The following is a 25,943-nucleotide window of genomic DNA, read 5'->3' on the forward strand; positions in this document are numbered from 1 at the left end:
AGCAATGAGTTATCACATGGACGGGAAATCCGCTCTGTGCACAGCACTCTTGTTCTTTATTTTGCCAACATATTCTTTATAAAGAGATACCATGAAAAAATTAGTTTGGTCCGTATTTTTATTGTTCTTTGCCATGACCTTGGAAGGTTGTGCAATTCCAAAGAAAACGCCTGTTTATCCTACGTCTTCTTCCATCCCCTCCAAACAGCAGGGAACCACCCCTCTTATCAATGGTAAGCGCCCCCCTCCTTCTACCGCCATGGAGTCCGGGGAGCCTGAACACTCAAAAGCAGGAGAGGAGAATTATCAGGCAAGTCTCCCATCTGCCGGTTTTATAAATGACCGGATTACTGAGTATAACCGGAAGCTTGAACGCTGGAAGGAATTGGATAGCCAGTCGGGAAGAAGGCAGGTCAATGAGGAAGAATCCGCCGAGATGGTTCGCTGCTTTCGCAAATTGCAGAATGTTCTGCATGGATACACCGAGCTTCGAGGCAGATTGCTGCAGGCCGATAAGATGGCTGCAGCCGAAAAGATCAGCAGTGACGGTATATTGGAATTGGAAAAAAATGATATTGCTTTTCTGGAGGGGTCTTGCGGGCAGTTGTTGGCCGATTCTCCTGACAAGAACGCCGTATCGCATCAGCGTGAAGAGCCGGCAGATTTATCTCAGTTTGAGGCACTCATCGATCGGCATTCAGGAAATCGCGACTATCAGGAGGTGGCACAGGTTTGGCAGAAAATCCCAAGCACTCAGTCAGGCAGAGTTTCCCTGCGCACGAAGATTCACTACGGCAATGCCCTGGTATATCTCAATAGGGAGGAGAAGGCCGCAGAGATTTTTCAACAGGTTGTCGATGAGATGTCAACCTCCGACGCGCAAGCAACTGACCTGGTTTCCCTGCGAAAGAATCTCGCTGATTTGTATATCGCATCCGGCAATTACCGTGCTGCAGCGGCCCAATATAAAAAGATCAGCGATGACTACCAGAACCTGGGTCGCTTGGAGGAGTGGTCGAAATTGCAGTTGTCGATCATTGATCGTTCAAAGGAAGGTGGGGCAGAACTCAAAGAATACTCTGCAATGCTCAGGGACTATCTCGGATATGTAGCCGAAAAAGATGGGTATAAGCTGCTTTGGCAAGCCGAGAAATTTCTCATCAAATATCCCTATTCGCCGGTAGCTTCAAATGTTGATATCATCAAAGCGAAGGTCAAAGCCGATGCCGATAAATGGTTTGAAGGTTTCATCGCGAAAGTTGATAAACTCAGGGCTGAGAAAAAGTTCCAGGAGGCTCAGGACCTTCTGCAAACCTTGCCCCCTGACATAGTTGGTCCGGAGAAACTCCTCGCCGTCAAAGGCAAGACCGACGAGTTGACGCTCACCGATGCAGTGGAAAAAGAGAGCCAGAGGATGGCGCATATCCAGGTCCTGCAAAATCAGTGGAATAATGGAATGCTGTTGGCAAAAGCCGAAAAATTCGATGAAGCCATAGCCGTTTTTACAAAACTCTTGGATAGCGAATTTTCGGCCAAGGCAAGTGAGAAGATCAAGGAGATGTCGCTTGAAGCAGCAAAAAGTGACCGGAAGAAGGCCGCGAACTTGTTTACCAGATTTACCAAAACCACGGATCCTGAGAGCAAAAAGAAGCTCCTCATTGAAACCCACAAGTTGTTGAAGAGTATATTGGTGAAATACCCCGATGTAGATATCAAAGCCAAGGTTATCGGCAATATTGAGCGGGTTGAACAGGAAATGATGAATATCGATCCAAAACTTATAGTGCAGGTCGATCAGGGCGACAACCTTCCTTCAAGGGCTGACGGTCTCGACGGAACCTTTGCTTCGCCAACCAGAACGGCAAATGATGCCGAACAGGATGCGATAAGCGAATCCGATTTGGTGTTGCCACCGAAAAAATGATCAGATGTACGGCAAGAGGGTTCCTCCTCTTGCCGTACTGATACCGCAAGGGTATGCATGAGTTTTGGTTGAGCAGATAAACTGCTCAACGCAGCTATACCAGCTGATCCTTTGCGTTATTTCGATGTAGTTCCAGCATGGCCGAGGAGGATCTTCAGCATCCTTCGCAGTGGTTCAGCGGCTCCCCACAGCAACTGATCGCCGACCGTGAAGGCTGCCAGATACTGTGGACCGAGTTTCATCTTGTGCAGGCGGCCAACCGGTACGGTCAGCGTTCCGGAAACCTTGACCGGGGTCAGTTCGCGAGAACTTATCTGGCGGTCATTGGGGATAACCTTGACCCATGGATTGTGGCCGGCAATAATCGTCTCAATCTCTTCAATACTGATATCCTTCTTCAGTTTTATAGTGAGTGCCTGGGAATGGCAGCGCATGGCGCCTACTCGGATGCACAGACCATCAATGGGAATGGTGCTCGCGGCATCTTTGCCGAGTATCTTATTGGTTTCGGCGATTCCCTTCCATTCTTCCTTTGATTGTCCGCCTTCCACCGGGACATCGATCCAGGGGATAAGACTTGCGGCCAGGGGAACGCCCCAGTTGTCCATGGTGAGCGAGCCATCGTTCAGCTTGGCGGTGATTTTCCGGTCGATATCAAGAATCGCCGAGGATGGATCGGCAAGAAGATTGCCGACTTCACCGGCCAGCTCGCCCATCTGTTTGATGAGTTCGCGCATATTCTTAGCCCCAGCGCCGCTTGCCGCCTGATAGGTCATGGAACTTACCCACTCCACCAGGTCGGCAGCAAAGAGGCCCCCGAGACCCATGAGCATAAGGGAAACGGTACAATTGCCGCCTATAAAATTCTTGATACCGCTCTGCAGGCCCTTGTCGATCACCGTTCTGTTTACCGGGTCGAGGATGATAATGGCGTCGTCCTTCATTCTTAGGGTCGAAGCCGCATCTATCCAATAGCCGTTCCAGCGATTGCGCAGGGTTTCATAAACACTGGTGGTATAGCTGCCCCCCTGGCAGGAAACGATGATGTCCATTTCGGCCAGCCGGTCAATATTTGTGGCATCTTCGAGGGCCTTGCCACCACCGACCTCTGGGCCCGCAAGACCGGCCTGGGAGGTGGTAAAGAACACCGGGAGAAAGCCCTGAAAGTCATTTTCGGCAACCATGCGCTCCATGAGCACAGAACCTACCATCCCGCGCCAACCGACAAATCCTACTTTAAGCATTGGAGACTCCGTGAGAGTGAATTGTGAAGATGTGAATTTTCCTGCCTTTATTGTAACCGGTCCATAAATCGGAAACCTTCATTATTACCGGAAAGCGACCTTAAACGCTCGTAAAAAACAAAAGTCTGATAAACGCTCCCCATCCCTCAATGAGGAGTGGGATGCTTGAAAAAATGATAGCCAAGGACGAAGGAACCGCCGAGGATAAAGACATCAGCCAGGTTGAAAATTCCGGTGTGTACAGAGTCGGTACCGATAATGATAAAGTCGGTCACTCCGCCGGAACCGGCGAGACGATCGAGAAGATTACTCAAACCACCGCCGGTGATGCAGGCCATTGGTGTCCAGGTCTGCACGTGTTGTCTGGAAGACCAGAGCAGGTAGCCGAGGCATGCTGCAAGAAGGATGGCGACGCATATATTGAGGAAGAAAAAGCGTAATCCTGGAGGAAAATCACTGACTATGCCGAGAAATCCGCCGTGATTTTCCACAAGGGAAAATCGCAGTACACCGCCGAGCAGGTCGATTTGCGGGGAACCAGCCAACAGGTAACGCGCCATGTATTTGGTGAGCTGATCACTGCCGAGGATAAAGAAGAAGAGAACAAAGAGAAGCATTATACGATGTATCAATGGTTTGGTGACGAAAGAAGAGTGCTGTTTCATAGAGAGGAAAGAGAGATAAAGGGCAGTAGCTTGGCAAGTGCTGGGGGGTAGAAGAGTTTCAATCGTCCAACGCTTTTCGAACGATTTTAGCAATTGTTTTGCGAGTGAGAGGCTTCATAGCAAAGGCTTTGACCCCAAGCGATCTTGCCTTCGCCTCGTTCACCAGTTCGCTGAACCCGGTGCAAAGAACGACTGAGATGTCGGGGCGGATCGCCAGGATATTTTGGGTCAGGGCGGCACCGTTCATTTTCGGCATGGTCATGTCTGTTACAATCAGGTCGTAGGCATTTGGGTTAGCATTGAAAATCTGTAATGTTCGCAAGGGATCCGTTTCTTGGGTCACTGAATAGCCAAGGCTTTCAAGGAGTAGGGCCTGCATCTGAGCTACCAGTGTCTCATCGTCAACAAGAAGTATTCTTTCGGTGCCGGTGGGAATTTCCTTGTCGTTGTCGATTTCCGGTAGGGAAGGTTTTTCGACCAGTTCTGGGAAATATATTTGAAAACTGGTTCCCTTGCCAGGTTCGCTGTATACGGTAATCAGACCCTCGTGGCTTTTTACTATGCCGTGTACCACTGCAAGCCCCATCCCTGTACCCTGTCCATGCGGTTTTGTGGTGAAATAGGGGTCAAAGATCTTGTCAAGCACCGCCCGCTCCATGCCGCATCCCTTGTCACAGATCTTTAGCAATAAGTAGTGACCGGGTGCAAGGAGCAGATTTTTTGATTTTGAATCAAATTCGTCGATTTCAATTCGTGAAACCTCAACAGCGAGAATTCCCCCGGTTTCTCGCATGGCATGGTGGGCATTGACACCGAGATTCATGATAATTTGGTGGATCTGGGTTGCGTTGCCAAGGATTTGCGCGTCACCGCAATCAATATCGGATTTAATTTCGATTGATTGGGGAAGGGAGGCGCGGAGAAGGGCCAAGGCTTCTTTAGTGACTTGGTCAAGGCAAATAGGACTTTTGTGGTCGTCTTGCCGGCGGCTGAAGGTGAGAATTTGCTTGATTAGGTCTCTGGCCCTTTCAGCGGCTGGCAATATATGATTCAGATCATTGATAACCAGGCAGTTGCTTCCAGAGCATGTGGCCTCTGCATGCAGCTTGGCAAGTTCGGTGTAACCCATGATTGCCGCGAGAATATTGTTGAAATCATGGGCAATACCACCGGCAAGGGTACCTATGGCTTCCATTTTTTGTGACTGCTGCAGCTGTTGGGCAAGTTTTCGCGCAGAGGCCTGGGCTTCAATCCGTTCAGCGATCTCCTTCTGTAGTTCGTTATTTCTTTGTTCGAGTTCGATAATTCGCTGTTGCAACTCGGGGTAATAGCTCTTTCGGATCGACCTTTCACCCAGTCCAATGATGCTTTGTCGCAGGTGTTCGCGGGATTCGTCAGGGTCAGAGGGCTTCTTCATAAATAACCTCAATGTCCCTCTGGGTTGGAAGCCTGGGGTTGGTGACCATGCACGGATCTTTCATTGCCTTTTGAGCGAGGATGGGAATGTCTGAAAGTGTCGCTCCTCGCTGACCGAGGGTTTTTGTTATACCAACTTCCCGTCGAAGGTCACCAATCTTTGTCAAAATGGCCTTTTTGGCGTTTTGACTGGTCATGCTCTCGGTGTCCAAGCCCATAGCTTTGCCAATTTTCCCATAACGGTCAGTTGCTTCCGAGTAGTTGTAGGCTATGACATGGTCAAGGAGAAGGGCATTACACTCGCCATGCGGGAGGTCGAGGAGACCGCCAAGGCTGTGGGCCATGGCGTGGACCGCGCCAAGACTGGCATTGGAGAAGGCCAGTCCGGCCTGAAGGCTGGCTAAGGTCATCTGGCTGCGCAGTTTAATATCGTTAGGAGTCTTCAAGACTTGCGGGAGAAAATTACAGACAAGCCGTATGGCCTCAAGGGCGTGAAGGTCGAGCAGGGGGGAGTTGGCCGTCGAAACATACGCCTCTACCGCGTGGACCAGGGCATCAATACCGGTACAGGCGGTGAGGTATGGCGGCATGCTGAGGGTCGTCAGCGGGTCGATAAGCGCCACGTCGGGTACCACGGTTTTGCTGATTATGGCAATCTTTTTTCTCTCTTCGGTGTTGTTGATGATGGCGAATTGCGAGACGTCGGCCGAGGTTCCCGATGTTGTAGGTATGCATATGAGGGGAGGGCCGGGGACGTGAACATTGTCGATGCCTTCCATATCGAGAATGCTTATTTTATTGGTGCTGACAATGCCTATTCCTTTTGCACAGTCCATGGGGCTGCCGCCGCCGATAGCAACAATGACATCACAGTGTTGGTGATGGTAATAATCCGCTCCGGTCATGACTTCATGATCACGAGGGTTGGCGGAAATATCCGAAAAGACGGCAGTATGTATGCCGTTTTCGGTTAGAATCTGTTGCAGTTTCCCGGTCAGACCAACCCCAATGACGCCTTTGTCGGATACCACCAAGGCACGTTTCGCTCCGAAATTAGTCAGATAGCGACCAACCAGCTGCATGGCCCCGGCACCGAAAATAAATTCTGGTGCAACGAATTTCCTCAATTCCATCATGTGCTTACTCCTATTTTGCGTGAAATATCGAGAGCCAGGCATTTTGGTATTTTGAATATCCTTATTATCGATTGAAGGATGTGGAAAGTCAACCATTCCACGGCACTTTCTGAGGTGTTCCGATAAATACGTTGCACCGTATGGCTCAGTTCGATAATGTGGCGGTTCTGAGGCAAATTCACTTTATGCGGAAAAAAACCCTGGGTGGAAAAATGGGGTAATTGCCGCGGCTGATTTTATAATAAGGAGTACTTCATGGTTAAGATTGGGGTTATCGGTGGGTCAGGGTTGGAAAATCCATCAATTTTTCAAGACCCTCAGGAAGTTGAGATTGAAACGAGATACGGGGCCCCATCATCGCCACTGATGGCAGGCAAGATCGGTGGGATCGATACAGTCATCCTGGCTCGACATGGCCGCAACCATCAATACAGTCCTACGCAGGTCAACAACCGCGCCAATATCATGGCGATGAAAGAGATGGGAGTCAGTCATATCATTGCCACGACCGCTTGCGGCAGCCTGCGGGGCGAAATTGACCGGGGGCATCTGGTGGTCCTCGATCAGTTCATCGATTTTACCCGGTTTCGGAAAAACACCTTTTTCGACTCCTTTGAGTCCGGTGCTCATCACACCGCTATGGCCCATCCTTTTGCCGAAGTGTTGCGGGCAAAACTGCACGCGGCGGCGGTGGCTTTGCAATTGCCGGTCCATCCCAGGGGATGTGTCGTCACTATCGAGGGGCCACGTTTTTCGACAGTTGCTGAATCAAAAATGTTTCGTCTGTGGGGGGCCGACGTTATCAACATGTCCACCGCTCCCGAGGCGATGCTGGCCAACGAGGCGGGAATTCCATACGCCGCCGTCGCCATGTCAACCGATTACGATTGCTGGAAGGAAGATGAGGCACCGGTGACCTGGGATGAAATATTGACGGTATTTCGCAAGAATGCTGATAATGTCACAGGCTTATTAGTAAAGGTGATTGAAAATTTTGCTGGTTGAGTCATCCTGGAGGGAAAAATGGATTTAAAAAAATATGTGCGGAGCATACCGGATTGGCCTATTAAAGGGGTGATATTCCGTGATTTGACAACCCTGATGAAAGATCCCAAGGCCTTCAAGGAGTCCTGTGACATCTTCTACAGGCGCTACAAGGATATGAAAATTGACAAGGTCGTCGGGATTGATGCCCGGGGCTTTGTATTCGGCGCAGTACTTGCCTATCATCTGGGGGTGGGCTTTGTCCCCGTTCGTAAGAAGGGCAAGTTGCCCGCCGAGACGGTTGAGGAGTCCTATGTTTTAGAATACGGCTCGGGAACCCTGGAGATTCATAAAGACGCCATCGACAAGGGTGACCGGGTTGTCATCGTTGATGACCTAATTGCCACCGGCGGTACAGTTGGGGCAACCGTCCTTTTGGTGCGCGGCTTGGGCGCCGAAATTCTTGAATGCGCCTTCCTCATTGAACTGCCTGATCTGAAAGGCCGAAAACGCATTGCCGATTGTAAGATTTTCGCCATGATGGAATTTGAAGGCGATTGAAGATGGGCGTGACCAGGGAGCTTGCGGCTTTACGGCCTGGATGTTAAGGTGGCGGCCTTCTGTAGGGAACAGGCTTTTTTGAGATTACGCAATTGTTGAGGATGTCATGAATGTAACGGTATTTGGAGTCGGCTATGTCGGTCTGGTACAGGCGGCGGTGTTGGCGGATGTCGGCCACGACGTATGCTGTGTCGATGTCGATGAGCGGAAAATTGAAGGTCTCAAAAACGGTATCATTCCCATTTTTGAGCCGGGCCTGACGGAACTCGTCCGTGGCAACTACGAGAAAAAACGGATCGAATTCACCACCGATGCGCAGAAAGGCGTGCAGCATGCCGAGTTGCTCTTTATTGCCGTTGGCACCCCGCCGGACGACGATGGCAGCGCCGATCTGCAATATGTCCTGGCGGTAGCCGGGACGATCGCCCGCCTGATGGAGGAAGGGAAGATTGTCATCGACAAGTCGACGGTTCCCGTTGGCACCGCTGATAAGGTTCGCGCCCATATGACCGCCATCCTCCGCGAAAGAAATCTCGATCTTCCGCTGCAGGTAGTCTCTAACCCGGAATTTTTAAAAGAAGGTTCGGCCCTTGATGATTGCATGCGGCCGGAACGGATCATCATCGGCACCGATTGCGACGAAGTGGAAGAGAAGATGCGCGAGCTATACGAACCCTTCAGCCGCAACCACGACAAGATCATGGTGATGGATGTACGCAGCGCCGAGTTTACCAAGTATGCCGCAAACTGCCTCCTGGCCACCAAGATTTCCTTCATGAATGAGATGGCCAATCTGGCCGAGCGCTTGGGCGTTGATATCGAGCAGGTGCGGCGGGGCATTGGTTCCGATTCCCGCATCGGCTACCAGTTCATCTACCCGGGCTGCGGTTACGGCGGCTCCTGTTTCCCAAAGGACGTCCAGGCCCTGGAGCGGTCGGCCCGGGAGATCGGCTATGAGGCGCAGATTCTCCGGGCGGTGGAGAGCGTCAATTATAAACAGAAGGAAAGACTTTACGAGCATATTTGTTCGTTTTATCCGGAAGGAATTGCCGGCAAGACCTTCGCCGTATGGGGGCTGTCCTTTAAGCCAAAGACCGATGACATGCGGGAGGCCTCCAGCCGGGTGCTGATCGAGGCCCTGTGGCGGGCCGGGGCAAAGGTGCAGGCCTATGATCCGGAAGCCATGGAAGAGGCCCAGCGACTGTATGGCACCCGCGACGATTTTACCTTGATGGGAACCAAAGAGGCCGCCCTGCACGGTGCCGACGCCCTGGCTATCGTTACCGAGTGGAAGAGTTTTCGGGTTCCGGATTTCAAGGCCTTACGGGCAGAACTCAAAGATAAGGTCATCTTTGACGGGCGGAATCTCTACGAGCCAACTCGGGTCGAGGCCATGGGGCTTGCCTATTACGGTATCGGCCGGGGCCGCTCAATTATAAGAAACGGCGAACAGCAGTAACAAAATTACCGAGGTAGCAGTGGATGAAAAAGGCATTAATCACCGGAGTGACCGGTCAGGATGGGGCGTATCTGGCAGAATTTCTTTTGAAAAAAGGCTATGAGGTACATGGCATCAAACGCCGGGCCTCGCTGTTCAATACAGACCGCATAGATCACCTCTACCAGGATCCTCATGTTGGTAACCGAAAATTCATTCTGCACCACGGCGACCTGACCGATTCCTCCAGCCTTATTCATATTATCGGCAAGGTGCGGCCGGACGAGATCTATAATCTTGCCGCCCAGTCCCATGTCGCCGTTTCCTTTGAGGAGCCGGAATATACCGCCAATTCCGACGCCCTGGGAACGCTCAGGGTGCTTGAGGCCATTCGCATCCTCGGTCTCACCGAAAAATCCAGGTTTTATCAGGCCTCAACCTCCGAACTGTTCGGCAAGGTGCAGGAGATTCCCCAGACCGAAAAAACGCCCTTCTATCCCCGTTCGCCCTATGCGGTGGCCAAGATGTATGCCTACTGGATCGTCGTCAACTACCGTGAGGCCTATGGAATTTACGCCTGCAACGGCATCCTCTTCAACCATGAGTCGCCGCTGCGTGGTGAAACTTTCGTCACCCGCAAGATCACCCGGGCCTTGGCGCGGATTTTTCTTGGCCTGCAGGATTGTCTGTATCTTGGCAACCTCGGCGCCAAGCGTGACTGGGGCCATGCCCGCGATTACGTGCAGATGCAGTGGCTGATGCTCCAGCAAGACTCGCCTGAGGATTATGTCATCGCCACTGGCCAGCAGCATTCGGTGCGGGATTTTGTCAACGCCGCCGCGGCCGAACTGGCGGTCAGCCTGCGTTGGGAGGGCAAGGGGACGGAAGAGGTGGGTATCGTGGCAAGTGTCCCACCAAATGCAAACCCCAAAGGCATGAAGGTTGGCGATACCATTGTGCGGGTGGATCCCCGTTATTTCCGGCCAACCGAGGTCGAGACGCTCTTGGGTGACCCGACCAAGGCCCGCGAACGGCTAGGCTGGGTGCCGAAAACCACCTTCCCCGAATTGGTCGCCGAGATGATGCGCTACGATCTGGAAGAAGCCAGACGTGACGAGTTGTGTAAAAGCGAGGGCTTCTCGGTGCTTAATCACCACGAGTAGGAGCTATGACCATGGTCCAGCTTGAAGCACATCAGGCCCATTACCCTTGTCCGCTTACCCCGCAGGAACGTATTTACGTTGCCGGGCACCGGGGGATGGTTGGGTCGGCCATTGTCCGGCAGCTGCAGAAAATGGGCTGCGGAAAGGTCATTACCCGGAGCCATTCCGAACTGGATCTCACCAACCAGGCGGCGGTCCGGGACTTCTTTGCCACTGAGAAAATAGACCGGGTGGTGCTGGCCGCGGCCAGGGTAGGTGGCATCCATGCAAATAACGTTTATCCGGCCGACTTCATCTATGTCAACATGATGATCGAGGCCAATGTCATCCACCAAGCGTACCGGGCGGGAGTGCGGGACCTGCTCTTTCTCGGCAGCTCCTGCATCTATCCGAAATTCGCGCCGCAACCGATGCAGGAAGACCATCTGCTCACCGGCCTCCTCGAACCGACCAACGAACCCTATGCAATCGCCAAGATTGCCGGGATCAAGATGTGCGAATCATATAATCGCCAGTACGGCACGCGCTACCGCTCGGTCATGCCGACCAATCTTTTTGGTCCGGGCGACAATTATCATCTGGAGAACAGCCACGTCATCCCGGCGATGATCAGGAAATATCATCTGGCAAAACTGGCGATGGCCGGTAACATCGCTGCGATTCGGGCTGATGAAAGCCGTTATGGGAAGATACCGGCGGATATCTGCCAGGCGATCGGCTACCGGGCCGACCAAGAGGCTCTCGATGCCAGGCAACCGCCGCAAGTGGTTCTGTGGGGGAGCGGTTCACCGAGAAGGGAGTTCCTGCACGTCGACGATATGGCAGCCGCCTGCATTCACGTCATGCAACTGTCGCAGGGTGACTTTACAGCACCCAATCCGTCCTTTGTCAATGTAGGTACTGGTGTCGATATAACCATCCGCGACACGGCTGAACTTATTGCCGGACTGGTCGGTTTTAGCGGCCCAACCGTGTATAATAGCAACCAACCGGACGGCACGCCCCGCAAACTCCTGGATACCGGGCGGATCAACAGCCTCGGCTGGCAGCCCGCGCGCAGTTTCAGCGAAGGACTGGCGGATGCCTACCGCGCCTATCAAGAGTTTGCCGGCTGAGCCTCCCCACCGTTCTTTTCCTCTGCCTGATACGGTGCTGATCGCCTTTATTCTTCGATAGTTCTCCGGAAGCGGCGAATCATATCGTCGCGGATCAACTCGTGGTCGAGCTGGAAGATGTCCTTGGGAAAAAGCAGTTCCATAACCCCCGAGTCAAAGATACGTTTTACCTCATACTCGTCATGGGCGACATCCTTTTGATACATGTAGTTGAGCCAGGACCGGTTGGTGTGGATGATAAATTCCACCCGCATACCGCCTAACCTCGCAAAAAACTTCAGCATCTCTGTTTTTGGGCTCGATCCGGTGGAGGTGGCCTTATAGGGGGTGCAGCCGGTAAGGGTGTCGGTGATATCCTCCAGCACCAGCAGGCTGTCGGCCTTGGAGGCACTGCGTGTAAGGTGGTTTTGAAAGGTTTTGATATCGGCCACCGAGTCGAGGACCGCCATCAGGCCGAGTTCGTCATCGACCGCCACCGCCGGGTTTTTCTCATTCTTGCGCAGCAGTTTGAGAACCTTTGCCTCCGGCGGCTTTTTGCGGATGGAGACATAGATGGGAATGTCCCGCGTCCCGGAGGTAAAACGGCGGCGTTTCAGCAAGGTGAGTTTGCTGCCCTTGCAGAGTTGGACCTCTGCGGCCTGCTTGGGGCTGAGGATCTTGACATCGGTGCAGCGGAAATCTTCCTCGGTATGCTGCGAATACAGGTAGACGATGTCATGCTCACCGATTTTCAGGTTTTTGCTCCACACATAATCGTTGAGGAAGTGGAGGAAGTTGGAGAATTTCAGCTCGATCTCCGTTTCTCTTTCCCGCTGGTCGATGCTACCGGCCAGATTCATCAGCACCAGCTTGCGCCGGGCCTCGAAGCGGGCCTTTTTATGATAGCGGTTGTCGAACATAATGAGGAGCAAGGTAACCGGATCATTGGTCACCTCAATCTCGTTGGTGGTGGCGATGGAGGAGGCGTAGGGCCTGAGCATTTTGCCCCGCAGCGAATTGACCACCGTATCGGCGGTGCGGGCATATTCGTAGACCCTGGCCTCAATTTCCCTGGCCGTGCCGTCGAGGCCGAACATATTGCCGAGGAGGGCGCAGGCGCGCTGGCTGCGGTCTTTCTGGTGCCTTGGGTTTAAAAGCAGCTCGGTTAATTGGGAGAAGTTGCTGATCTCCAGGAATTCGAATATCTGGCTGCGCAGGGCGCGGTATTTGGTGGTGTTAATCCGCTGGCGATGGAGATTTTTCACCCATGCCCTGGTTTTTCTGGAAAACGGCTGAGAAACCTCGATAGTATCTTCCACCGCCAGAGGCCCATGCTGCTGCAGGGAAGTAAAAACGCTGTCTTCGGTCATAACTGACATTTTTTTCTGCTCCATATTGCCAAGGTATTGATAGGGGATTACTACTATCTTTTGCAACAGCATTCTACCGACAATTGTAAAATTAACCACCGTAAAAAGCCAGGCGGAGGGAGGGGAAGCAGGTGGTGGTGTAATGGAAATCTCCCTTGAGTTTTAACGGAAATTTTGTTACGGGAACAAGACAAGCGTACGCCCTGCCCTGCAGAGGCGTTTTCTTTTTTCATCCATAAATGGAACAGGTATGTATAGAAATTTCAGTATCGTCCCGAAAATCATGTTCGGCAGGGGATCTTTCAATCAGCTCAGTGATGTGATCAGTGAAAGAAGAACCAATCCCGGCTCGTATTTTGTCTTTGTCCTCGATGACGTATTTACCGGCAAACCCCTTGCGGGCCGTTTGCCCCTGCAGGGCAAGGATTTGCTTTTGCCAGTGAATGTCGATGACGAGCCGAAGACCTCGTATATCGATCAGCTGGTGCAAAAAATTCGCGAATACAGCCCGGTTGTCCCAGACGGCATCGTCGGTGTCGGTGGCGGCAGCGCCATGGATATCGCCAAGGCCATATCCCTGATGCTCACCAACCCAGGATCGTCGGCCGACTATCAAGGATGGGATCTGATCAAGAATCCCTCCGTTTATCATGTCGCCGTGCCGACCCTTGCCGGCACCGGGGCGGAGATCTCCCGTACCGCCATCCTGACCGGGCCGGTGAAGAAACTGGGCATCAATTCCGATTACACCCTCTTTCACCAGATTATCCTCGATCCCGAGCTTTTGGCCGGGGTGCCGACCGATCAATGGTTCTATACCGGCATGGACTGCTATATCCATGATATCGAATCGTTACACGGTACCTACCTCAACGAGTTCAGCAAGGCCTACGGTGAGAAATCGCTAGAGCTTTGTCGGCAGGTCTTCCTGGAAGATCATGCCGACAAAGATGACAAGCTGATGATGGCCTCCTATTTCGGCGGCATGTCTATTGCCTATTCCCAGGTTGGTGCCTGTCATGCCCTTTCCTATGGATTGTCCTATGTTCTTGGTATTCATCACGGTATCGGCTGCTGCATCGCCTTTGACTACCTCGAGGAGATTTATCCGCAGGGAGTGGAGGAGTTTCGCCGGATGATGGAAAAACACAAGATCGTTCTGCCGCGCAATCTGACCGCGGGTCTTGGCAAGGAGTCGATGGAGCTGATGGTCACCACCGCCCTGAACCTCGTGCCGCTGTGGGAAAATTGCCTTGGTCCGGATTGGCAGAAGCTGATGACCCGTGAGCGCTGTCTCGGTCTTTTTCAACGGATGTAGGCCAGCCGGTACAACATGGAGAATGGTAACAAACTAGCCGGTTCAGCGGTTGCTGCCGGCATCAGAAGAGCTTTGCCCATCGTTCTTGGCTATGTTCCGGTGGGTTTTGCCTACGGGGTGCTGGCGGGAAAGAATGGCATCTCCGATGCCAATACCCTGCTGATGTCGCTCATTGTCTTTGCCGGGTCAGCCCAGTTTATCGCCGTTGGTCTGTTTGCTTCCGGAACTGGGCCGGCGGCGATCATCCTCACCACCTTCGTCGTCAATCTCCGTCATCTACTCATGGCCGCCTCGCTCACGCCCTTTCTCGCCGGCTGGCGGAAGCGCCATCTGGCCTTTTTCTCCTTCCAACTGACCGATGAAACCTTTGCCCTGCACACGTCAGCGGCGGGGCGGCTCAGCGAATGCCGGGCAGAGGCCCTCGCCCTGAATGTGACAGCCCAGTCGTCCTGGGTCGGTGGAACGATCCTGGGAATTGTCGCCTCGGGACTGATCGGCGACATTAAGCCAATGGGGCTTGATTACGCCCTGGCGGCGATGTTTATTGCCCTGCTGGTCGGCCAGTGCGAGAACCGGGTGCGAGTGATAACAGCCATCTTTTCCGGGGGTATCGCAACACTCTTATACCTGGCCGGGTGGCACCAATTTCATATTATCGCCGCCACCGTGCTCGGGGCGACCTTTGGCCTTGGGGTAGAGCTGTGGATCAAACGCTGATACTCCTTACCATAATCGGCATGGCGGTGGTGACCTATCTGCCCCGTCTTCTGCCCACCCTTTTCCTTAGCGGCCGCAATCTGCAGCCGATCATCATAGCCTGGCTGCGCCTCATTCCACCGGCGGTTCTGGCGGCGATGTTGGCGCCGTCGCTTCTGGTGCGGGACGATCACTTTGATCTGGGACCGGACAACCTTTTTTTCTGGGTGGCCGTCATCGCCTTTCCTGTTGCCTGGAAGACAAAGAGCCTGTTCGCCACGGTGGTGGTGGGTATGGGCCTGGTGGCCCTTGGTAGATATTTCGGCATGTAACGGATCATGGAACAAGCCGCGCAGGTATCGAATCTCCCTGATATTGCCACACCCCTTCTTGTCTGGTTTCGTAAGGTCGCCCGCGATCTGCCGTGGCGGCGGACCTACGACCCTTATCATGTATGGATTTCCGAGATTATGTTGCAGCAGACCCAGATGGAGCGGGGGGTTGCCTATTTCAAGCGCTGGGTTGAAAGATTTCCTGACGTTCATTCGGTGGCCAAGGCGGAACAGCAGGAGATCTTCAAGTACTGGGAAGGTCTTGGTTATTATGCCAGGGCAAGAAATCTCCAGAAGGCGGCACAGGTCATTACCAGTGAGTTTGATGGTCTGGTGCCCGACGATTACCAAATCCTCTTGTCACTGCCGGGTATCGGCCCGTATACGGCAGCGGCCATTGCCTCCATTGCCGGCAACCATGATGTGGCCGTGGTTGATGCCAATGTTACCCGGGTCTACGCCCGGCTCTTTGATTATGATCAACCAGTGGGTGAGTCCGGGAGTAAAAAACACCTGGCGAGCCTTGCCCAGGAGCTATTGCCGCATGGCCGGGCAAGGATGTTTAACCAGGCTTTGATGGACCTTGGCGGGCTGATCTGCCTGCCGAAAAAACCGCGCTGCTCGGACTGCCCGGTGCATTTGCTCTGTAAGGCGAGGATGGCGGGAACCATTGACCGCCGGCCGGCGATCGGTGCGGGCAAGAAGATGGTTGCCATGGCAAGGGTGGCGGGGATCATCCGCTGGGAAGGAAGGGTCTTTATCCAGCAGCGGCCAATCGATGCGGTATGGGGCGGGCTATGGGAGTTCCCCGGTGGCGCCCTTTCCAGCGGCTCGCCCGAGGCGCAGCTTGCCGGCCACATTCTTCTGGAAACCGGACTTGCGGTGCGCGTACTTGAACCCGTGACCACGGTGAGCCATAGCTACACCCACCATAAGATCACCCTCGACTGCTTTCTCTGTGAGGCGCTGAGTGATCATCCGCAGCCAGTCCTGCGTTCAGCCGTCGACTACCGCTGGCTTGACCTGGCCGAACTCCAGCAATACGCCTTTCCGGCAGGGCCACGGAAGATCCTGCAGTATATCACGAAACACCTGCCCGACCTTTTTAATCCCTCCTGATCTATCGACCGTCACGCAGGAATTCCAGGGCAACCGGGCAGTGGTCGGAGCCGGTTATCTCCTGGAGGATGGTGGCACTTTTTACCTTGTCCTTGGCGGTACCACTGACACAGAAGTAGTCGATACGCCAACCGACATTCTTGGCCCGGGCGCTGAAGCGGTAACTCCACCAGGTGTATTGCCCCGGTTCCTGGTTAAAGATGCGGAAGGTGTCGACGAACCCGGCGGCGACGAAGCTGTCCATCCATGCCCGTTCTTCCGGGGTGAATCCGGCATTTTTCTGATTGGTCTTGGGGTTTTTTAGATCGATCTCCTTGTGGGCAACATTGAAATCGCCACAGAGAATGACCGGTTTCTGTTTCTCCAGTTCCTTGGCAAAGGTCAGTAATCTGTTGTTGAAACGCAGCTTGAAGTCCAGACGGTTCAGCTCATCGCCGCTATTGGGAAAATAGATGTTAACGAGATAACAGTCGGTGAACTCCAGGGTCAACACCCGCCCCTCGCAGTCAAATTCCGGGTCGCTCAGGCCGTAGTGGACGGCCACCGGTGCGACGCGGGTATATACGGCGACTCCGGAGTAGCCCTTTCGCTCGGCGCTGTGCCAGTAGGAGGTATAACCTGGGATGTTTTTCAGCGCTTCGGAAAGCTGGTCGGGCTGCGCCTTGGTTTCCTGGAGGGCGATGACATCGGCGTCAAAATTCAGCAATTGCTCGACAAAACCCTTCTTTTCCACGGCACGGATGCCATTGACGTTCCAGGAGATACATTTCAGTGAATTCTTGTCAGCCATTTTTGCTCCAGGTATTTTGCGGGGTTTTACCCCTTTTTGTGGACAGGTGTGCAGCAGGGGACAGATATCACAATGCGGGCTTACCGGCCGGCAGATGCTCTGGCCAAAGGCAACGAGCAGGGAGTTGACCGACAGCCAGTGCCGTTTCGGAAGTTTTGCCCGCAGGGCCATCTCCGTCTGCAGCGGGGTCTCCGTCTCGACGTACTGCCAGATATTGGTAATCCGGTGGACATGGGTGTCAACGCAGATTGCCGGTTTTTTAAAGGCGACGCTGACCACAAGATTGGCGGTTTTGCGGCCGACGCCGGGCAGGGTGACCAACTCATCGATGGTATCCGGAACCGCGCCGCCAAAGGCCTGCAGGGCACTCGGCAGCTGGGTGAGGTGTTTTGCCTTGGTCTTGTAGAAACCGACCGGATAGATGAGTTCGGCGATGCGCTGTTCGGGGAGTAAGGCCAGTGCGGCCCTGTCCGGCGCCTGCTTGAAGAGACGGGCCGAGGCGACGGCGGTGGTTTCATCCTTGGTTCTCGCCGAGAGGATGGTCGCCACCAGAACCTTAAAGGGATCCTCGGTCTGCACAGCAATGAGATCAACTACCGGCGTCTGCTTGTCGCGGACGGCGTCGGCAACTGCCTGGAGAAAGCTGTCAATATCAATGCTCATAGGCTCCTGAGTCAATAACCAAGGTTGTTGGCGCCTTGTGGCGCAATCCGTCGGCGATAGTTACGGGGCAAGCACGTCCGGCTGGAAATTGAGTGTGGCAAAATAGTCCTCGACCCGTTCGGCGCGGCGGATCAGTTCGACCTTGCCATCAGCCCCTAAGAGCAGCTCCTTGGGGCGGAGGTTGCCGTTATAATTGAAACCCATGGCGATACCGTGGGCGCCGGTGTCCTGGATGATGAGGATATCGCCGTCGGCAACCGCCGGCAGGGTGCGCTGTATGGCGAATTTATCGTTGTTTTCGCAAAGTGAGCCGACGACATCAACGACCTCGGTTTGTGGATACTCCTCCTTGCCGAGGACATCGATGTGATGGTAGGCGCCGTAAATACCCGGCCGCATCAGGGAACTCATCGAGGCGTCAACACCGACATAGGTCCGGTAGATATCCTTGCGGTTGATGGCGGTGGTGACCAGGACCCCGTGCGGGCCGGTCATATACCGGCCGCTCTCCATATAGAGAGCCGGCTCGTAGCCATGCGCCTTTTTAAATTCTTTAAAAAGGGCGGTAATCTCCCGGCCCATGGCCACCAGATCGAGGGCAGCAATGCCCGGCTTGTAGGGGATGCCGAGGCCGCCGCCAATATTAATAAACTCAAAGGTGATGGCCAGTTCCGCCGAGATTTCGACGATCAGTTCCAGCAGCATCGCTGCCGTCTGCACCATATATTGATAATTGAGTTCGTTGGAGGCAAGCATGGTGTGGATGCCGAAACGCACGGCTCCACGTTCTTTGGCCAGCCGATAGGCGTCGATAATCTGCTCATGGCTCACCCCGTATTTTGCCTCGGTCGGGGTGCCGATAATTTCGTTGCCCGTTCGCCTTGCCCCCGGATTGTAACGAAAACTGATAAGTTCCGGCAGGGCCGGCACCTTGGCAAGCAGAGAGATATCATCGAGGTTGAGGATGGAACCGCCTTCGCTTGCTGCTTCGGCAAATTCCTCCATGCTGGTGTTGTTGGAGGTGTACATGATGTCTTCTCCCCGTCCGCCTACCTGGCGGCTGAGACGGAGTTCAGCGATGGAACTGCAGTCAAAGCCAAAGCCCATGTCGCCCATGATCTGCAGAATGCGCGGGTTGGGCAAGGCCTTGACGGCGTAGTATTCCCGGAAGCGGTCTATGCCGGCAAAGGCATCTTTCAGGGCCTTGCCGGTTTCTCGGATTCCGGCCTCGTCGTAGATATGGAAGGGCGTTCCGTAGTGTTCGGCAATGGCTGGAAGGGCTGGAAAAAGTCGCTTCTTATAGGCTTGTGACATCGGCATGGTCGTGCTTCCTTACGGGGCTTCCGGAAGTGGTATCCGGCTGGTTTCTTTGATGGTTGAGAGGACGGTTTCGGTCTTGGTGGAGATGACTCCGGAGATGGCAGCAATGCGTTCCTGCAGCAGCAGACTGAGGGAGAGGGTGTCGGCGGTTCGAACCTTTACCAGGTAACAATCGTTGCCAGCGACGAAATGCACCTCCTGCACCTCGGGGATAGCAGCCAGCTGCCAGCCAACCTCGTTGCTCGCGGCGGTGGTGGTCTGCACATGGACGAAGGCCACCTGGGCCCGGTGAAAGCGTTGCGGGTTGAGGCGTACCTCATAGCCGTCAATGATGCCCTGTTTCTCCATTTTGCGGATACGTTCAAGGACCGCCGATGGAGCCAGGCCAATCTGCCGGGATACCTCGATATTGGGGATGCGCGCCTTCTCCTGAAGGATCTTCAGGATTTCCAGGCTGATGGTGTCAAGCATTTTCGTTCTCCTTGGTTATAGGTGAATATATTCTCCATAAATATTCAAGTCAAGAACGATATTCTGATATTTTGAAATATTGATTAAAATATTCTGGTTTGTGGGGTGTGCTCTAGAGATGGTAATTTGCCAAGGGTGGGGATGTAGCCCATTATACTCTGGTTAGCTGGGGATGTTGTTGCGATACCTTGATGTCTTGTTGCCATGCTGCCGGTGAGGCTATTTGCAGGCAAGAAAGGTCACATACATATCCACCTCGGCGATTCCGGCCCGGGTGATTTCTCGGTGCAGCATGTTGCGGTTATGATTGCTTGAGCGGCGCCAGGCTTCGTACATTTCCCGGGCCGAACGAAAGTTCCAGCCGACGTTTTCCACACAAAGCCGGCTGCCCGCTCGTTCAAACCGGTCATCGAAATTATTATGATTCATCGTCTCTTGTTGGGCCATATCGGTGCTGTGAACTTTGGCCAGGCTACTTAGGAGAGGGTCGAATCGCAAGGCAGGCAAACCCTTGTCTCTCCGATACTGGTTGATTTGCTCGAAAAGCTCCTGGCTGTAAGTGGTTGCCTCGGTATTCAGGACGCTCGCCCCCTGTGCTGTGCAGGAGAGCAGGGCAAGGAGGGCAAGTACAAGCAGAAATAATGTTTTCATTGGAGATATTGAAAGGGTGGTATCTTGTCTGGAAACATGGCAAGCACCTAGATATTTCCCCTGTCCCCCGCATCCTCCGGCGAAGAGAGCACGAAGTTCTTTTCCAGAATCAAGTGGAGGCAGGCATCGACGCTTGGGGCATGATAACGGGTGCCCCGGCCGGTGCGGATTTCGTCAAGGGCCATGGTGATTCCGAGGGAGGGCCGATAGGGGCGGTGGGAAGACATGGCTTCAACGACGTCCGCGACCGTCAGAATCTTTGCCTCAAGGAGGATGCCTTCATCGGTAAGTCCCCTGGGATAACCGGAGCCGTCAAGGTGTTCATGGTGCTGATAAACAATCTCGGCGACCGGCCAAGGGAATTGGATGTTTTTCAGGATCTCGTAGCCAACCTCGGGGTGGCATCTGAAAATGGCCTTCTCCTCTTTGGACAGCCGCGTCGGCTTGGCCAGGTACTCCGACGGCAAGGTAATTTTACCGATATCGTGCAGCAGGGCGGCAATATGCAGGCCCTCTATCCGTTCCTCGGAAAATTTCAGCTCTCGGGCAATGGCGCAGGCCAGGTGTTCCACCCGCTGCTGGTGTCCGGCGGTGTAGGGGTCACGTTTTTCGGCGGTGGAGGCGAGGGAGGTAACGGTTTCTTCAAGGCTTGCATGCAGGTCGTCGCGGCTTCTCTTGAGGATCTCCATGGCCATCTTCCGCTCGGTGATATCCCGGGCGATTCCACGGTATCCGGTCAGGGTGCCGGCTTCATCAAAGATCGGTACCGCGTTGTATTCAAGGACCACGCCGTGACCATCCTTTGTCTGGCAGGGAACTTCAAAACCGCTGAATGCCTTTTGCGCAGCCAGTAGTTGCAGGGAGGATTCACCTGCGGCGGCAGCCTGATCAGGCACCGCGAAATGCACGAGAGAGGTATGGAGTATCTCTTCCGGCAGATAGCCAAGGAGCTTCTGCACATGGGGGCTGGTGTAGACGTATCTGCCAACATCGTCGGTTTCCCAGATCCAGTCGCTGGTGGTCTCCAAGAGGTTACGGAATCGCTCCTTGCTTTTCTCCAGGGACTTCAACAGGGCTTCCCGCTCAAGAAAGATGCGCTGCCTTTCACGGTCGGCCATCAGGCTCTGACGGATGGTGTACAGGGCCAGCAGAGAGACGATGAGGAGAATTCCCCCTGAAATTGCCGAGAGTTTGTTGCGAATGGCGGCGATCTCGGCATGAACATCATCGATATACATGCCCGTGCCGATGATCCATCCCCAGGGCTTGAAACCTTTGACATAGGAAACCTTCGGCACGATCTTCTGGGCGTCGTCCTTCCACTGCCACATATATTCGACAAAGCCGGCACCCTGTTTTTCAACCACTCGAACAAATTCGACAAAGAGGCGCTTGCCCTTCGGGTCCTTGAAGTCGGTAATATCCATGCCGTCCAGATCGGAGCGGTAGGGGTGCATGACCATCCGCGGAGTCATGTCGTTCATCCAGAAATAATCTTTCTTTTCCGGGCCATAGCGAAGCTTACGGATGCGCAGGACCGCCCGTAGTTGGGCCTCTTCCCTGCTCAGTTCTCCGGAAAGCTCCCGTTCGCGATAGGAGTCGAGGAGGCTCCAGGCGGTTTCCGTCTGTTCCTGAATCATTTCCTGCTTCCGGTTCATCAGGCTTTGCTCAAGCTGGGGCAAGAGGATAAAGAACATGGCGGTGACAAAGAGAAGGATGGTCAGAAAGGCCGGCAGGGCGATCCGGATGGAAATGGTATTTGATATCTTTTTCAGCTTCTTGGCAGGCATGGCGGGTGGTGAAGATGTATGAAAATGATTATCAAAAAGATTAAGAAAGACGATTCATATAAAAATGATATCGTTTCCATCCCTGCAAGTGAAGGGAAAAGGGAGACGTCAATTGGTCAGAATAGGAATTTGGGGCAAGCAGAGTTAAATAGTTTGCCTGCTTAAATGAAAGGTGTGCCCCTGCCTCTAATTAGAAATTGTCTTGCAGAGGTTCCTTGGGGATTGGTAAGGTCCTCAGGCCAGTAACCAACAAAAAACAGAGACCCGATAATCACAAGACCCATAGTCATTTGCAAGCCTATGCAGCCGATCCTTGAAGTCAACCATCTTCGCAAGCGTTTTTCCAAGCTGGAAGCGGTTCGCGATGTGTCGTTTGCCGTCCGGACAGGCATCTGTTTCGGCCTTCTCGGCCCGAATGGTGCCGGCAAGACCACCACCTTGGAGATTGTCGAGGACATCATTGAGGCGACAAGTGGCGAAATTCTCTACAATGGTCGCCCGCGAACGGCTTCCTTCCGGGAGGAAATCGGCATCCAGTTTCAGCACACCTCGCTGCTCAATTTTCTTACGGTGGAAGAGACTCTGGCGACCTTTTCCCGACTGTTCAGCAAGCCTGCCGATACCAATGAAATAGCCCGTCGCTGCCAATTGACCGACCTTGGCAAACAGCGCAACGACAGGCTATCCGGCGGCCAGACCCAGCGCCTGATGCTGGCCTTGGCCCTGATCAACGAACCCCACCTGATTTTTCTTGATGAACCGTCAACCGGTCTCGACCCCCAGGCACGCCGTAATCTTTGGAATATCATCAGGCAATTGAAGGAAGAAGGCCGGACCCTGATCCTTACCACCCATTCGATGGAGGAGGCGGAGTATCTCTGCGACGAAATTGCCATTATGGATCAGGGCATGATCATCGCCGGCGGCAGTCCGGCGGAATTGATCCGCCGGCACGGTGGCGGCAGTTCGATTATCCTGCCGGAGACCATCAATAGCCAGCTGCTCGCCGAACTCCCTTTCGCTACATCCAGGCAGAATGGCAACATCGTTATCCACACCGATGAGATTCACCAGGGTCTGAACATCCTCATGAAAAACGAGATCGATCTGCGGGGGGTATCCATTCATTCGGCCAACCTCGAAGATGTTTTTCTCAATCTGACCGGGAAGAAACTGCGGGAATGACCGCCCCCTCTAACCATGAATACCCGATAAAGACCATGAATCTGCAGAGAATGTGGGCCATCTTTCAGGCCAGAAATGCTGAGTTTTTCCGTGATCGTGCCGCCTTTGGCTGGAACTTCGCCTTTCCTTTTCTGATCATCGTCGGCTTTGGCCTTATCTTTCAGGGTAAAGAATTCAAGCAATTCCAGGTCGGTATCTTTCCCCCAGCAGCCGTTGCCGACCTGGGCAGCACGACTCTGCCGCAGGCCTTTCGGAGTGATCGGCATATCATCTTTGTCCCGGTGGCAAACCTCGCCGAGGGTGAAACGAAGCTCAGTCACCACAAGATCGACCTGCTCGTCGATGCCCATTCGCTGGATAATGCCTACTGGATCAACGATTCCTCGCCCAACGGTTCTCTCGCCGAAAGGGTGTTCCTCGCCTCCTTCATGGCAGGCAAAACGCCCCCGGAAAAAGGAATCATCAACGGCCCGCAGATCCGCTATATCGACTGGCTGATGCCGGGTATCCTGGCGATGAATATGATGTTCTCGGCACTGTGGGGGGTCGGCTATGTCATTGTCCGCTATCGCAAAAACGGCACGCTGAAACGGCTGAAGGCCACGCCGCTGACCGCCCTCGAATATCTGAGCGCCCAGATGCTGTCCCGCATCTTCCTTCTCATGTTCACCCTGTGCGTGGTATGGATCGGAGCTGACCTTATTTTTCACTTTCAGGTCCAGGGTTCGAGGATGCTTCTCTTACTGGTGTTTTTCCTCGGCGGCCTCAATCTCTGCGCCATTGGCCTGGTGCTTGCCGCCCGGGGCACTAGTGAAGAATTCACCAGCGGTGTTCTCAACTTCCTGTCCTGGCCGATGATGTTTCTGTCCGAGGTCTGGTTCTCCCTGGAAGGCTCATCGCGGCTGGTGCAGGACTTTGCCCGGCTCTTTCCCTTAACCCACCTACTGCGAGCCGCCCGGAAGGTCATGAACGAGGCCGCAACTCTTGCCGATATCCAGTTTGAGTGCGGTATCCTGCTGATCTCGACCATCATCTGCCTGGGGATAGCCGCAGCCCTCTTTTCCTGGAACGAGTGAGTTGTGATTTAGCCGGAAGTATTTGCAAATGGCCGAAATTGTTGAGCCGCAGTGGCTTGCGCACCTTCGTCCCCCGCCTTGTCGTCGCTCATCGAAACCTGCCACTGGTTACGATTTTGCAGCCATTCAAGAAGCCATTGCCGTTGTTCGGCTTTTCGCGTCGCACCCCGCAAACGCTGTTCAGCAAGGCGCATCTTCAACCGGAATTGTTGCATGGTGATGATATCGCGCAGGGCCTGCAGGGCAAGTTCCTGCTGATTGTCAGCCGACGGCAGGGTTACAGCAGTCGTTGCCGGACTCGCCAGATCGACCTCCTGCAGGGAACGCACCTCTCCGGCCTCGGTAAGAAAGATGCCACTCGCCTTGACTGAACCGAGGATGCCGCCATCCTGGTCTTCCAGCTGGAATTTTGTCCCGGCATGGGCGATACTGATCGCCCCGACGCCGGCCTGGCGCAGCGACTGCAGGTTCTCTCCACCCTGGCCATCCGGTCTATAGATCAACAACTTGTCGAAAATGGGATCATTCTCATCGATCCACTGATTGGCGTCAGTGTCAAAATTTGCCAGCTCAGCAAAACCTTCTCCGCTCGCCGGACCGAACAATTCCAGGCCATTGCCGATGACTCCGTCGCTGTTGCGATCAAGGGCGAGAAAACCGCAGCCTTGGCTTGGACAGGCAAGCTGTTCCTTCTCACCATCACTATTTAGATCAAAATTGAAGACACCTTCCCCCAGCAGGGCGGTATCGGCGGAAAACCTGAGAATGAGCGGATCGATGAAGGTTGTGAGGCCTGTGGCAACCGAATTGGCGATCATGGTCCGCCGTTCCATGGATAATCCCAGATTAAAGGTAATATCTCGGCCATCCGCAGTATGCACCTGACCTTGCGCCGAAAACATAACCTTTTCTTCCTGGGTGTAAATGATGCTGCTGACCAACTCCATTCTCTGAACCGGCACGAGGCCCTTGCTGATGGCGCTTGGCGAAGCGGTTGGGGATGCCGGATCACCATCTTCTACATATTCCCTGATGGTGACGGGCTGGCCGATGACCTGTTCTGTCAATTGTGATAGAATCTCCTTGCCGCCCGTGTCACTACCCCCGTTGGTTTCGTGGAGTGGCGGGCATTCCCCGCTCCCCCGGCTGACAAGGGATTGGTTGGTGCTTTGTATACGACTTGTACTGCTGAGGGAATTGGACAGGCGGACGCTGAAGTCCTCGGCCAAGGCCGGGGTGCTCGTGCCGCTAGCTAAACTGAGGTTCGATGTGCGTTGTTCTACTTCCCTGTAGGTTCGTGCTGCATCCATGCCGACCGCGGTCGCAGCGATTATCATAGGTCTTTCTCTTTGCCTCCACATGGGTTGTTGTTATAGATCGATGAGAAAGGTGGAACACCCTCTAAGGTGCTTTATCGGTAGAATTGAATAAAGAGATTAGTCTTGTTAAGGCGGGACATGCCTTGATGTATCCTTTTAAAGGATCGCAGGTTTTTCGAAGTGGCGCTCTTGATTTGCCGGGGTTTCTCTGATACCAA

24 protein-coding genes are annotated in these 25,943 nt (G+C 53.8%); 13 read left to right on the forward strand and 11 right to left on the reverse strand.

Features of this window, described 5'->3' with window-relative positions:
- The first annotated feature begins 91 nt into the window (after positions 1 to 91).
- Complete coding sequence (locus tag OEL83_10615) at positions 92 to 1,924, forward strand: tetratricopeptide repeat protein (protein ID MDK9707490.1); 1,833 nt, start codon at positions 92 to 94, stop codon at positions 1,922 to 1,924.
- Positions 1,925 to 2,040: 116 nt separating this feature from the next.
- On the opposite strand, the gene asd is transcribed toward OEL83_10615, so the two are convergent.
- The 4 genes from asd to OEL83_10635 all read right to left on the reverse strand — a co-directional run bounded on the left by asd (position 2,041) and on the right by OEL83_10635 (position 6,385).
- On the reverse strand, positions 2,041 to 3,168 hold the full coding sequence (gene asd, locus OEL83_10620; protein ID MDK9707491.1) for an aspartate-semialdehyde dehydrogenase: 1,128 nt from the start codon (positions 3,166 to 3,168) through the stop codon (positions 2,041 to 2,043).
- Between the two features lie 146 nt (positions 3,169 to 3,314).
- Entirely contained in the window at positions 3,315 to 3,785 is a 471-nt protein-coding gene (locus tag OEL83_10625) for a signal peptidase II (protein ID MDK9707492.1), read from the reverse strand.
- A gap of 106 nt (positions 3,786 to 3,891) precedes the next feature.
- Entirely contained in the window at positions 3,892 to 5,250 is a 1,359-nt protein-coding gene (locus OEL83_10630) for an ATP-binding protein (protein MDK9707493.1), read from the reverse strand.
- Positions 5,234 to 6,385, reverse strand: a complete 1,152-nt coding sequence (locus tag OEL83_10635) for an iron-containing alcohol dehydrogenase (GenBank protein ID MDK9707494.1) — start codon at positions 6,383 to 6,385, stop codon at positions 5,234 to 5,236. The genes OEL83_10630 and OEL83_10635 overlap by 17 nt, the downstream gene beginning before the upstream one ends.
- A 255-nt stretch (positions 6,386 to 6,640) precedes the next feature.
- Between OEL83_10635 and mtnP the strand changes: the two genes are divergently transcribed.
- The 5 genes from mtnP (at position 6,641) to OEL83_10660 (ending at position 11,646) form a co-directional block, all read left to right on the forward strand.
- Complete coding sequence (gene mtnP / locus OEL83_10640; protein ID MDK9707495.1) at positions 6,641 to 7,390, forward strand: S-methyl-5'-thioadenosine phosphorylase; 750 nt, start codon at positions 6,641 to 6,643, stop codon at positions 7,388 to 7,390.
- Positions 7,391 to 7,408: 18 nt separating this feature from the next.
- Entirely contained in the window at positions 7,409 to 7,930 is a 522-nt protein-coding gene (locus OEL83_10645; GenBank protein ID MDK9707496.1) for an adenine phosphoribosyltransferase, read from the forward strand.
- A 106-nt stretch (positions 7,931 to 8,036) separates the two neighbouring features.
- On the forward strand, positions 8,037 to 9,389 hold the full coding sequence (locus tag OEL83_10650; protein ID MDK9707497.1) for a UDP-glucose/GDP-mannose dehydrogenase family protein: 1,353 nt from the start codon (positions 8,037 to 8,039) through the stop codon (positions 9,387 to 9,389).
- Between the two features lie 23 nt (positions 9,390 to 9,412).
- A complete protein-coding gene (gene gmd, locus OEL83_10655; GenBank protein ID MDK9707498.1) occupies positions 9,413 to 10,531 on the forward strand; it encodes a GDP-mannose 4,6-dehydratase in 1,119 nt (372 codons plus the stop codon).
- Positions 10,532 to 10,542: 11 nt separating this feature from the next.
- Positions 10,543 to 11,646: a GDP-L-fucose synthase gene (locus OEL83_10660; protein ID MDK9707499.1), complete on the forward strand. Its 1,104-nt coding sequence runs from the start codon at positions 10,543 to 10,545 to the stop codon at positions 11,644 to 11,646.
- A gap of 47 nt (positions 11,647 to 11,693) precedes the next feature.
- On the opposite strand, the gene OEL83_10665 is transcribed toward OEL83_10660, so the two are convergent.
- A complete protein-coding gene (locus OEL83_10665) occupies positions 11,694 to 13,004 on the reverse strand; it encodes a hypothetical protein (protein ID MDK9707500.1) in 1,311 nt (436 codons plus the stop codon).
- A gap of 241 nt (positions 13,005 to 13,245) precedes the next feature.
- On the opposite strand from OEL83_10665, the gene OEL83_10670 reads away from it, so the two are divergent.
- The 4 genes from OEL83_10670 to mutY are packed head-to-tail and all read left to right on the forward strand — an operon-like array spanning position 13,246 to position 16,460.
- Positions 13,246 to 14,313 carry an iron-containing alcohol dehydrogenase family protein gene (locus OEL83_10670; protein MDK9707501.1) on the forward strand — a complete coding sequence of 356 codons (1,068 nt, stop codon included), beginning with the start codon at positions 13,246 to 13,248 and terminating at the stop codon, positions 14,311 to 14,313.
- A 15-nt stretch (positions 14,314 to 14,328) separates the two neighbouring features.
- Entirely contained in the window at positions 14,329 to 15,030 is a 702-nt protein-coding gene (locus OEL83_10675; protein ID MDK9707502.1) for an AzlC family ABC transporter permease, read from the forward strand.
- Complete coding sequence (locus tag OEL83_10680; GenBank protein ID MDK9707503.1) at positions 15,015 to 15,341, forward strand: AzlD domain-containing protein; 327 nt, start codon at positions 15,015 to 15,017, stop codon at positions 15,339 to 15,341. The genes OEL83_10675 and OEL83_10680 overlap by 16 nt, the downstream gene beginning before the upstream one ends.
- A gap of 6 nt (positions 15,342 to 15,347) precedes the next feature.
- Positions 15,348 to 16,460 carry an A/G-specific adenine glycosylase gene (mutY, locus tag OEL83_10685; GenBank protein MDK9707504.1) on the forward strand — a complete coding sequence of 371 codons (1,113 nt, stop codon included), beginning with the start codon at positions 15,348 to 15,350 and terminating at the stop codon, positions 16,458 to 16,460.
- Position 16,461: 1 nt separating this feature from the next.
- On the opposite strand, the gene OEL83_10690 is transcribed toward mutY, so the two are convergent.
- The 5 genes from OEL83_10690 to OEL83_10710 all read right to left on the reverse strand — a co-directional run bounded on the left by OEL83_10690 (position 16,462) and on the right by OEL83_10710 (position 22,145).
- Positions 16,462 to 17,913, reverse strand: a complete 1,452-nt coding sequence (locus OEL83_10690) for an exodeoxyribonuclease III (protein ID MDK9707505.1) — start codon at positions 17,911 to 17,913, stop codon at positions 16,462 to 16,464.
- Positions 17,914 to 17,973: 60 nt separating this feature from the next.
- Entirely contained in the window at positions 17,974 to 19,233 is a 1,260-nt protein-coding gene (locus tag OEL83_10695; protein MDK9707506.1) for a diaminopimelate decarboxylase, read from the reverse strand.
- A 12-nt stretch (positions 19,234 to 19,245) separates the two neighbouring features.
- Positions 19,246 to 19,704 (reverse strand): Lrp/AsnC family transcriptional regulator, encoded by a 459-nt coding sequence (locus OEL83_10700; protein ID MDK9707507.1) that lies wholly within the window; start codon positions 19,702 to 19,704, stop codon positions 19,246 to 19,248.
- A gap of 219 nt (positions 19,705 to 19,923) precedes the next feature.
- A complete protein-coding gene (locus tag OEL83_10705) occupies positions 19,924 to 20,355 on the reverse strand; it encodes a CAP domain-containing protein (protein MDK9707508.1) in 432 nt (143 codons plus the stop codon).
- Positions 20,356 to 20,402: 47 nt separating this feature from the next.
- Positions 20,403 to 22,145 (reverse strand): cache domain-containing protein, encoded by a 1,743-nt coding sequence (locus OEL83_10710; protein ID MDK9707509.1) that lies wholly within the window; start codon positions 22,143 to 22,145, stop codon positions 20,403 to 20,405.
- Between the two features lie 18 nt (positions 22,146 to 22,163).
- Between OEL83_10710 and OEL83_10715 the strand changes: the two genes are divergently transcribed.
- From OEL83_10715 to OEL83_10725, 3 genes are all read left to right on the forward strand, one after another.
- A complete protein-coding gene (locus OEL83_10715; protein ID MDK9707510.1) occupies positions 22,164 to 22,310 on the forward strand; it encodes a hypothetical protein in 147 nt (48 codons plus the stop codon).
- Positions 22,311 to 22,445: 135 nt separating this feature from the next.
- Positions 22,446 to 23,330, forward strand: coding sequence for an ABC transporter ATP-binding protein (locus tag OEL83_10720; protein MDK9707511.1), 885 nt, complete (start codon positions 22,446 to 22,448; stop codon positions 23,328 to 23,330).
- Entirely contained in the window at positions 23,327 to 24,406 is a 1,080-nt protein-coding gene (locus tag OEL83_10725) for an ABC transporter permease (GenBank protein MDK9707512.1), read from the forward strand. The genes OEL83_10720 and OEL83_10725 overlap by 4 nt, the downstream gene beginning before the upstream one ends.
- An 8-nt stretch (positions 24,407 to 24,414) precedes the next feature.
- Here OEL83_10725 and OEL83_10730 read toward each other — a convergent pair whose 3' ends face one another.
- Entirely contained in the window at positions 24,415 to 25,743 is a 1,329-nt protein-coding gene (locus OEL83_10730; GenBank protein ID MDK9707513.1) for a hypothetical protein, read from the reverse strand.
- Positions 25,744 to 25,943: the final 200 nt, after the last annotated feature.

It is taken from the genome of Desulforhopalus sp. (assembly GCA_030247675.1).
GTDB lineage: Bacteria > Desulfobacterota > Desulfobulbia > Desulfobulbales > Desulfocapsaceae > Desulforhopalus_A.

Coding starts and splice junctions, on each gene's coding strand:
- OEL83_10650 (MDK9707497.1), top strand. CDS start 8,037: ATGAATGTAACGGTATTTGGAGTCGGCTATGTCGGTCTGGTACAGGCG.
- OEL83_10660 (MDK9707499.1), top strand. CDS start 10,543: ATGGTCCAGCTTGAAGCACATCAGGCCCATTACCCTTGTCCGCTTACC.
- OEL83_10665 (MDK9707500.1), bottom strand. CDS start 13,004: ATGTCAGTTATGACCGAAGACAGCGTTTTTACTTCCCTGCAGCAGCAT.
- OEL83_10730 (MDK9707513.1), bottom strand. CDS start 25,743: ATGATAATCGCTGCGACCGCGGTCGGCATGGATGCAGCACGAACCTAC.
- asd (MDK9707491.1), bottom strand. CDS start 3,168: ATGCTTAAAGTAGGATTTGTCGGTTGGCGCGGGATGGTAGGTTCTGTG.
- OEL83_10670 (MDK9707501.1), top strand. CDS start 13,246: ATGTATAGAAATTTCAGTATCGTCCCGAAAATCATGTTCGGCAGGGGA.
- OEL83_10720 (MDK9707511.1), top strand. CDS start 22,446: ATGCAGCCGATCCTTGAAGTCAACCATCTTCGCAAGCGTTTTTCCAAG.
- OEL83_10630 (MDK9707493.1), bottom strand. CDS start 5,250: ATGAAGAAGCCCTCTGACCCTGACGAATCCCGCGAACACCTGCGACAA.
- OEL83_10705 (MDK9707508.1), bottom strand. CDS start 20,355: ATGAAAACATTATTTCTGCTTGTACTTGCCCTCCTTGCCCTGCTCTCC.
- OEL83_10675 (MDK9707502.1), top strand. CDS start 14,329: ATGGAGAATGGTAACAAACTAGCCGGTTCAGCGGTTGCTGCCGGCATC.
- mutY (MDK9707504.1), top strand. CDS start 15,348: ATGGAACAAGCCGCGCAGGTATCGAATCTCCCTGATATTGCCACACCC.
- OEL83_10700 (MDK9707507.1), bottom strand. CDS start 19,704: ATGCTTGACACCATCAGCCTGGAAATCCTGAAGATCCTTCAGGAGAAG.
- OEL83_10635 (MDK9707494.1), bottom strand. CDS start 6,385: ATGATGGAATTGAGGAAATTCGTTGCACCAGAATTTATTTTCGGTGCC.
- gmd (MDK9707498.1), top strand. CDS start 9,413: ATGAAAAAGGCATTAATCACCGGAGTGACCGGTCAGGATGGGGCGTAT.
- OEL83_10695 (MDK9707506.1), bottom strand. CDS start 19,233: ATGCCGATGTCACAAGCCTATAAGAAGCGACTTTTTCCAGCCCTTCCA.
- OEL83_10715 (MDK9707510.1), top strand. CDS start 22,164: ATGAAAATGATTATCAAAAAGATTAAGAAAGACGATTCATATAAAAAT.
- OEL83_10725 (MDK9707512.1), top strand. CDS start 23,327: ATGACCGCCCCCTCTAACCATGAATACCCGATAAAGACCATGAATCTG.
- OEL83_10615 (MDK9707490.1), top strand. CDS start 92: ATGAAAAAATTAGTTTGGTCCGTATTTTTATTGTTCTTTGCCATGACC.
- OEL83_10645 (MDK9707496.1), top strand. CDS start 7,409: ATGGATTTAAAAAAATATGTGCGGAGCATACCGGATTGGCCTATTAAA.
- OEL83_10625 (MDK9707492.1), bottom strand. CDS start 3,785: ATGCTTCTCTTTGTTCTCTTCTTCTTTATCCTCGGCAGTGATCAGCTC.
- OEL83_10710 (MDK9707509.1), bottom strand. CDS start 22,145: ATGCCTGCCAAGAAGCTGAAAAAGATATCAAATACCATTTCCATCCGG.
- OEL83_10690 (MDK9707505.1), bottom strand. CDS start 17,913: ATGAGCATTGATATTGACAGCTTTCTCCAGGCAGTTGCCGACGCCGTC.
- mtnP (MDK9707495.1), top strand. CDS start 6,641: ATGGTTAAGATTGGGGTTATCGGTGGGTCAGGGTTGGAAAATCCATCA.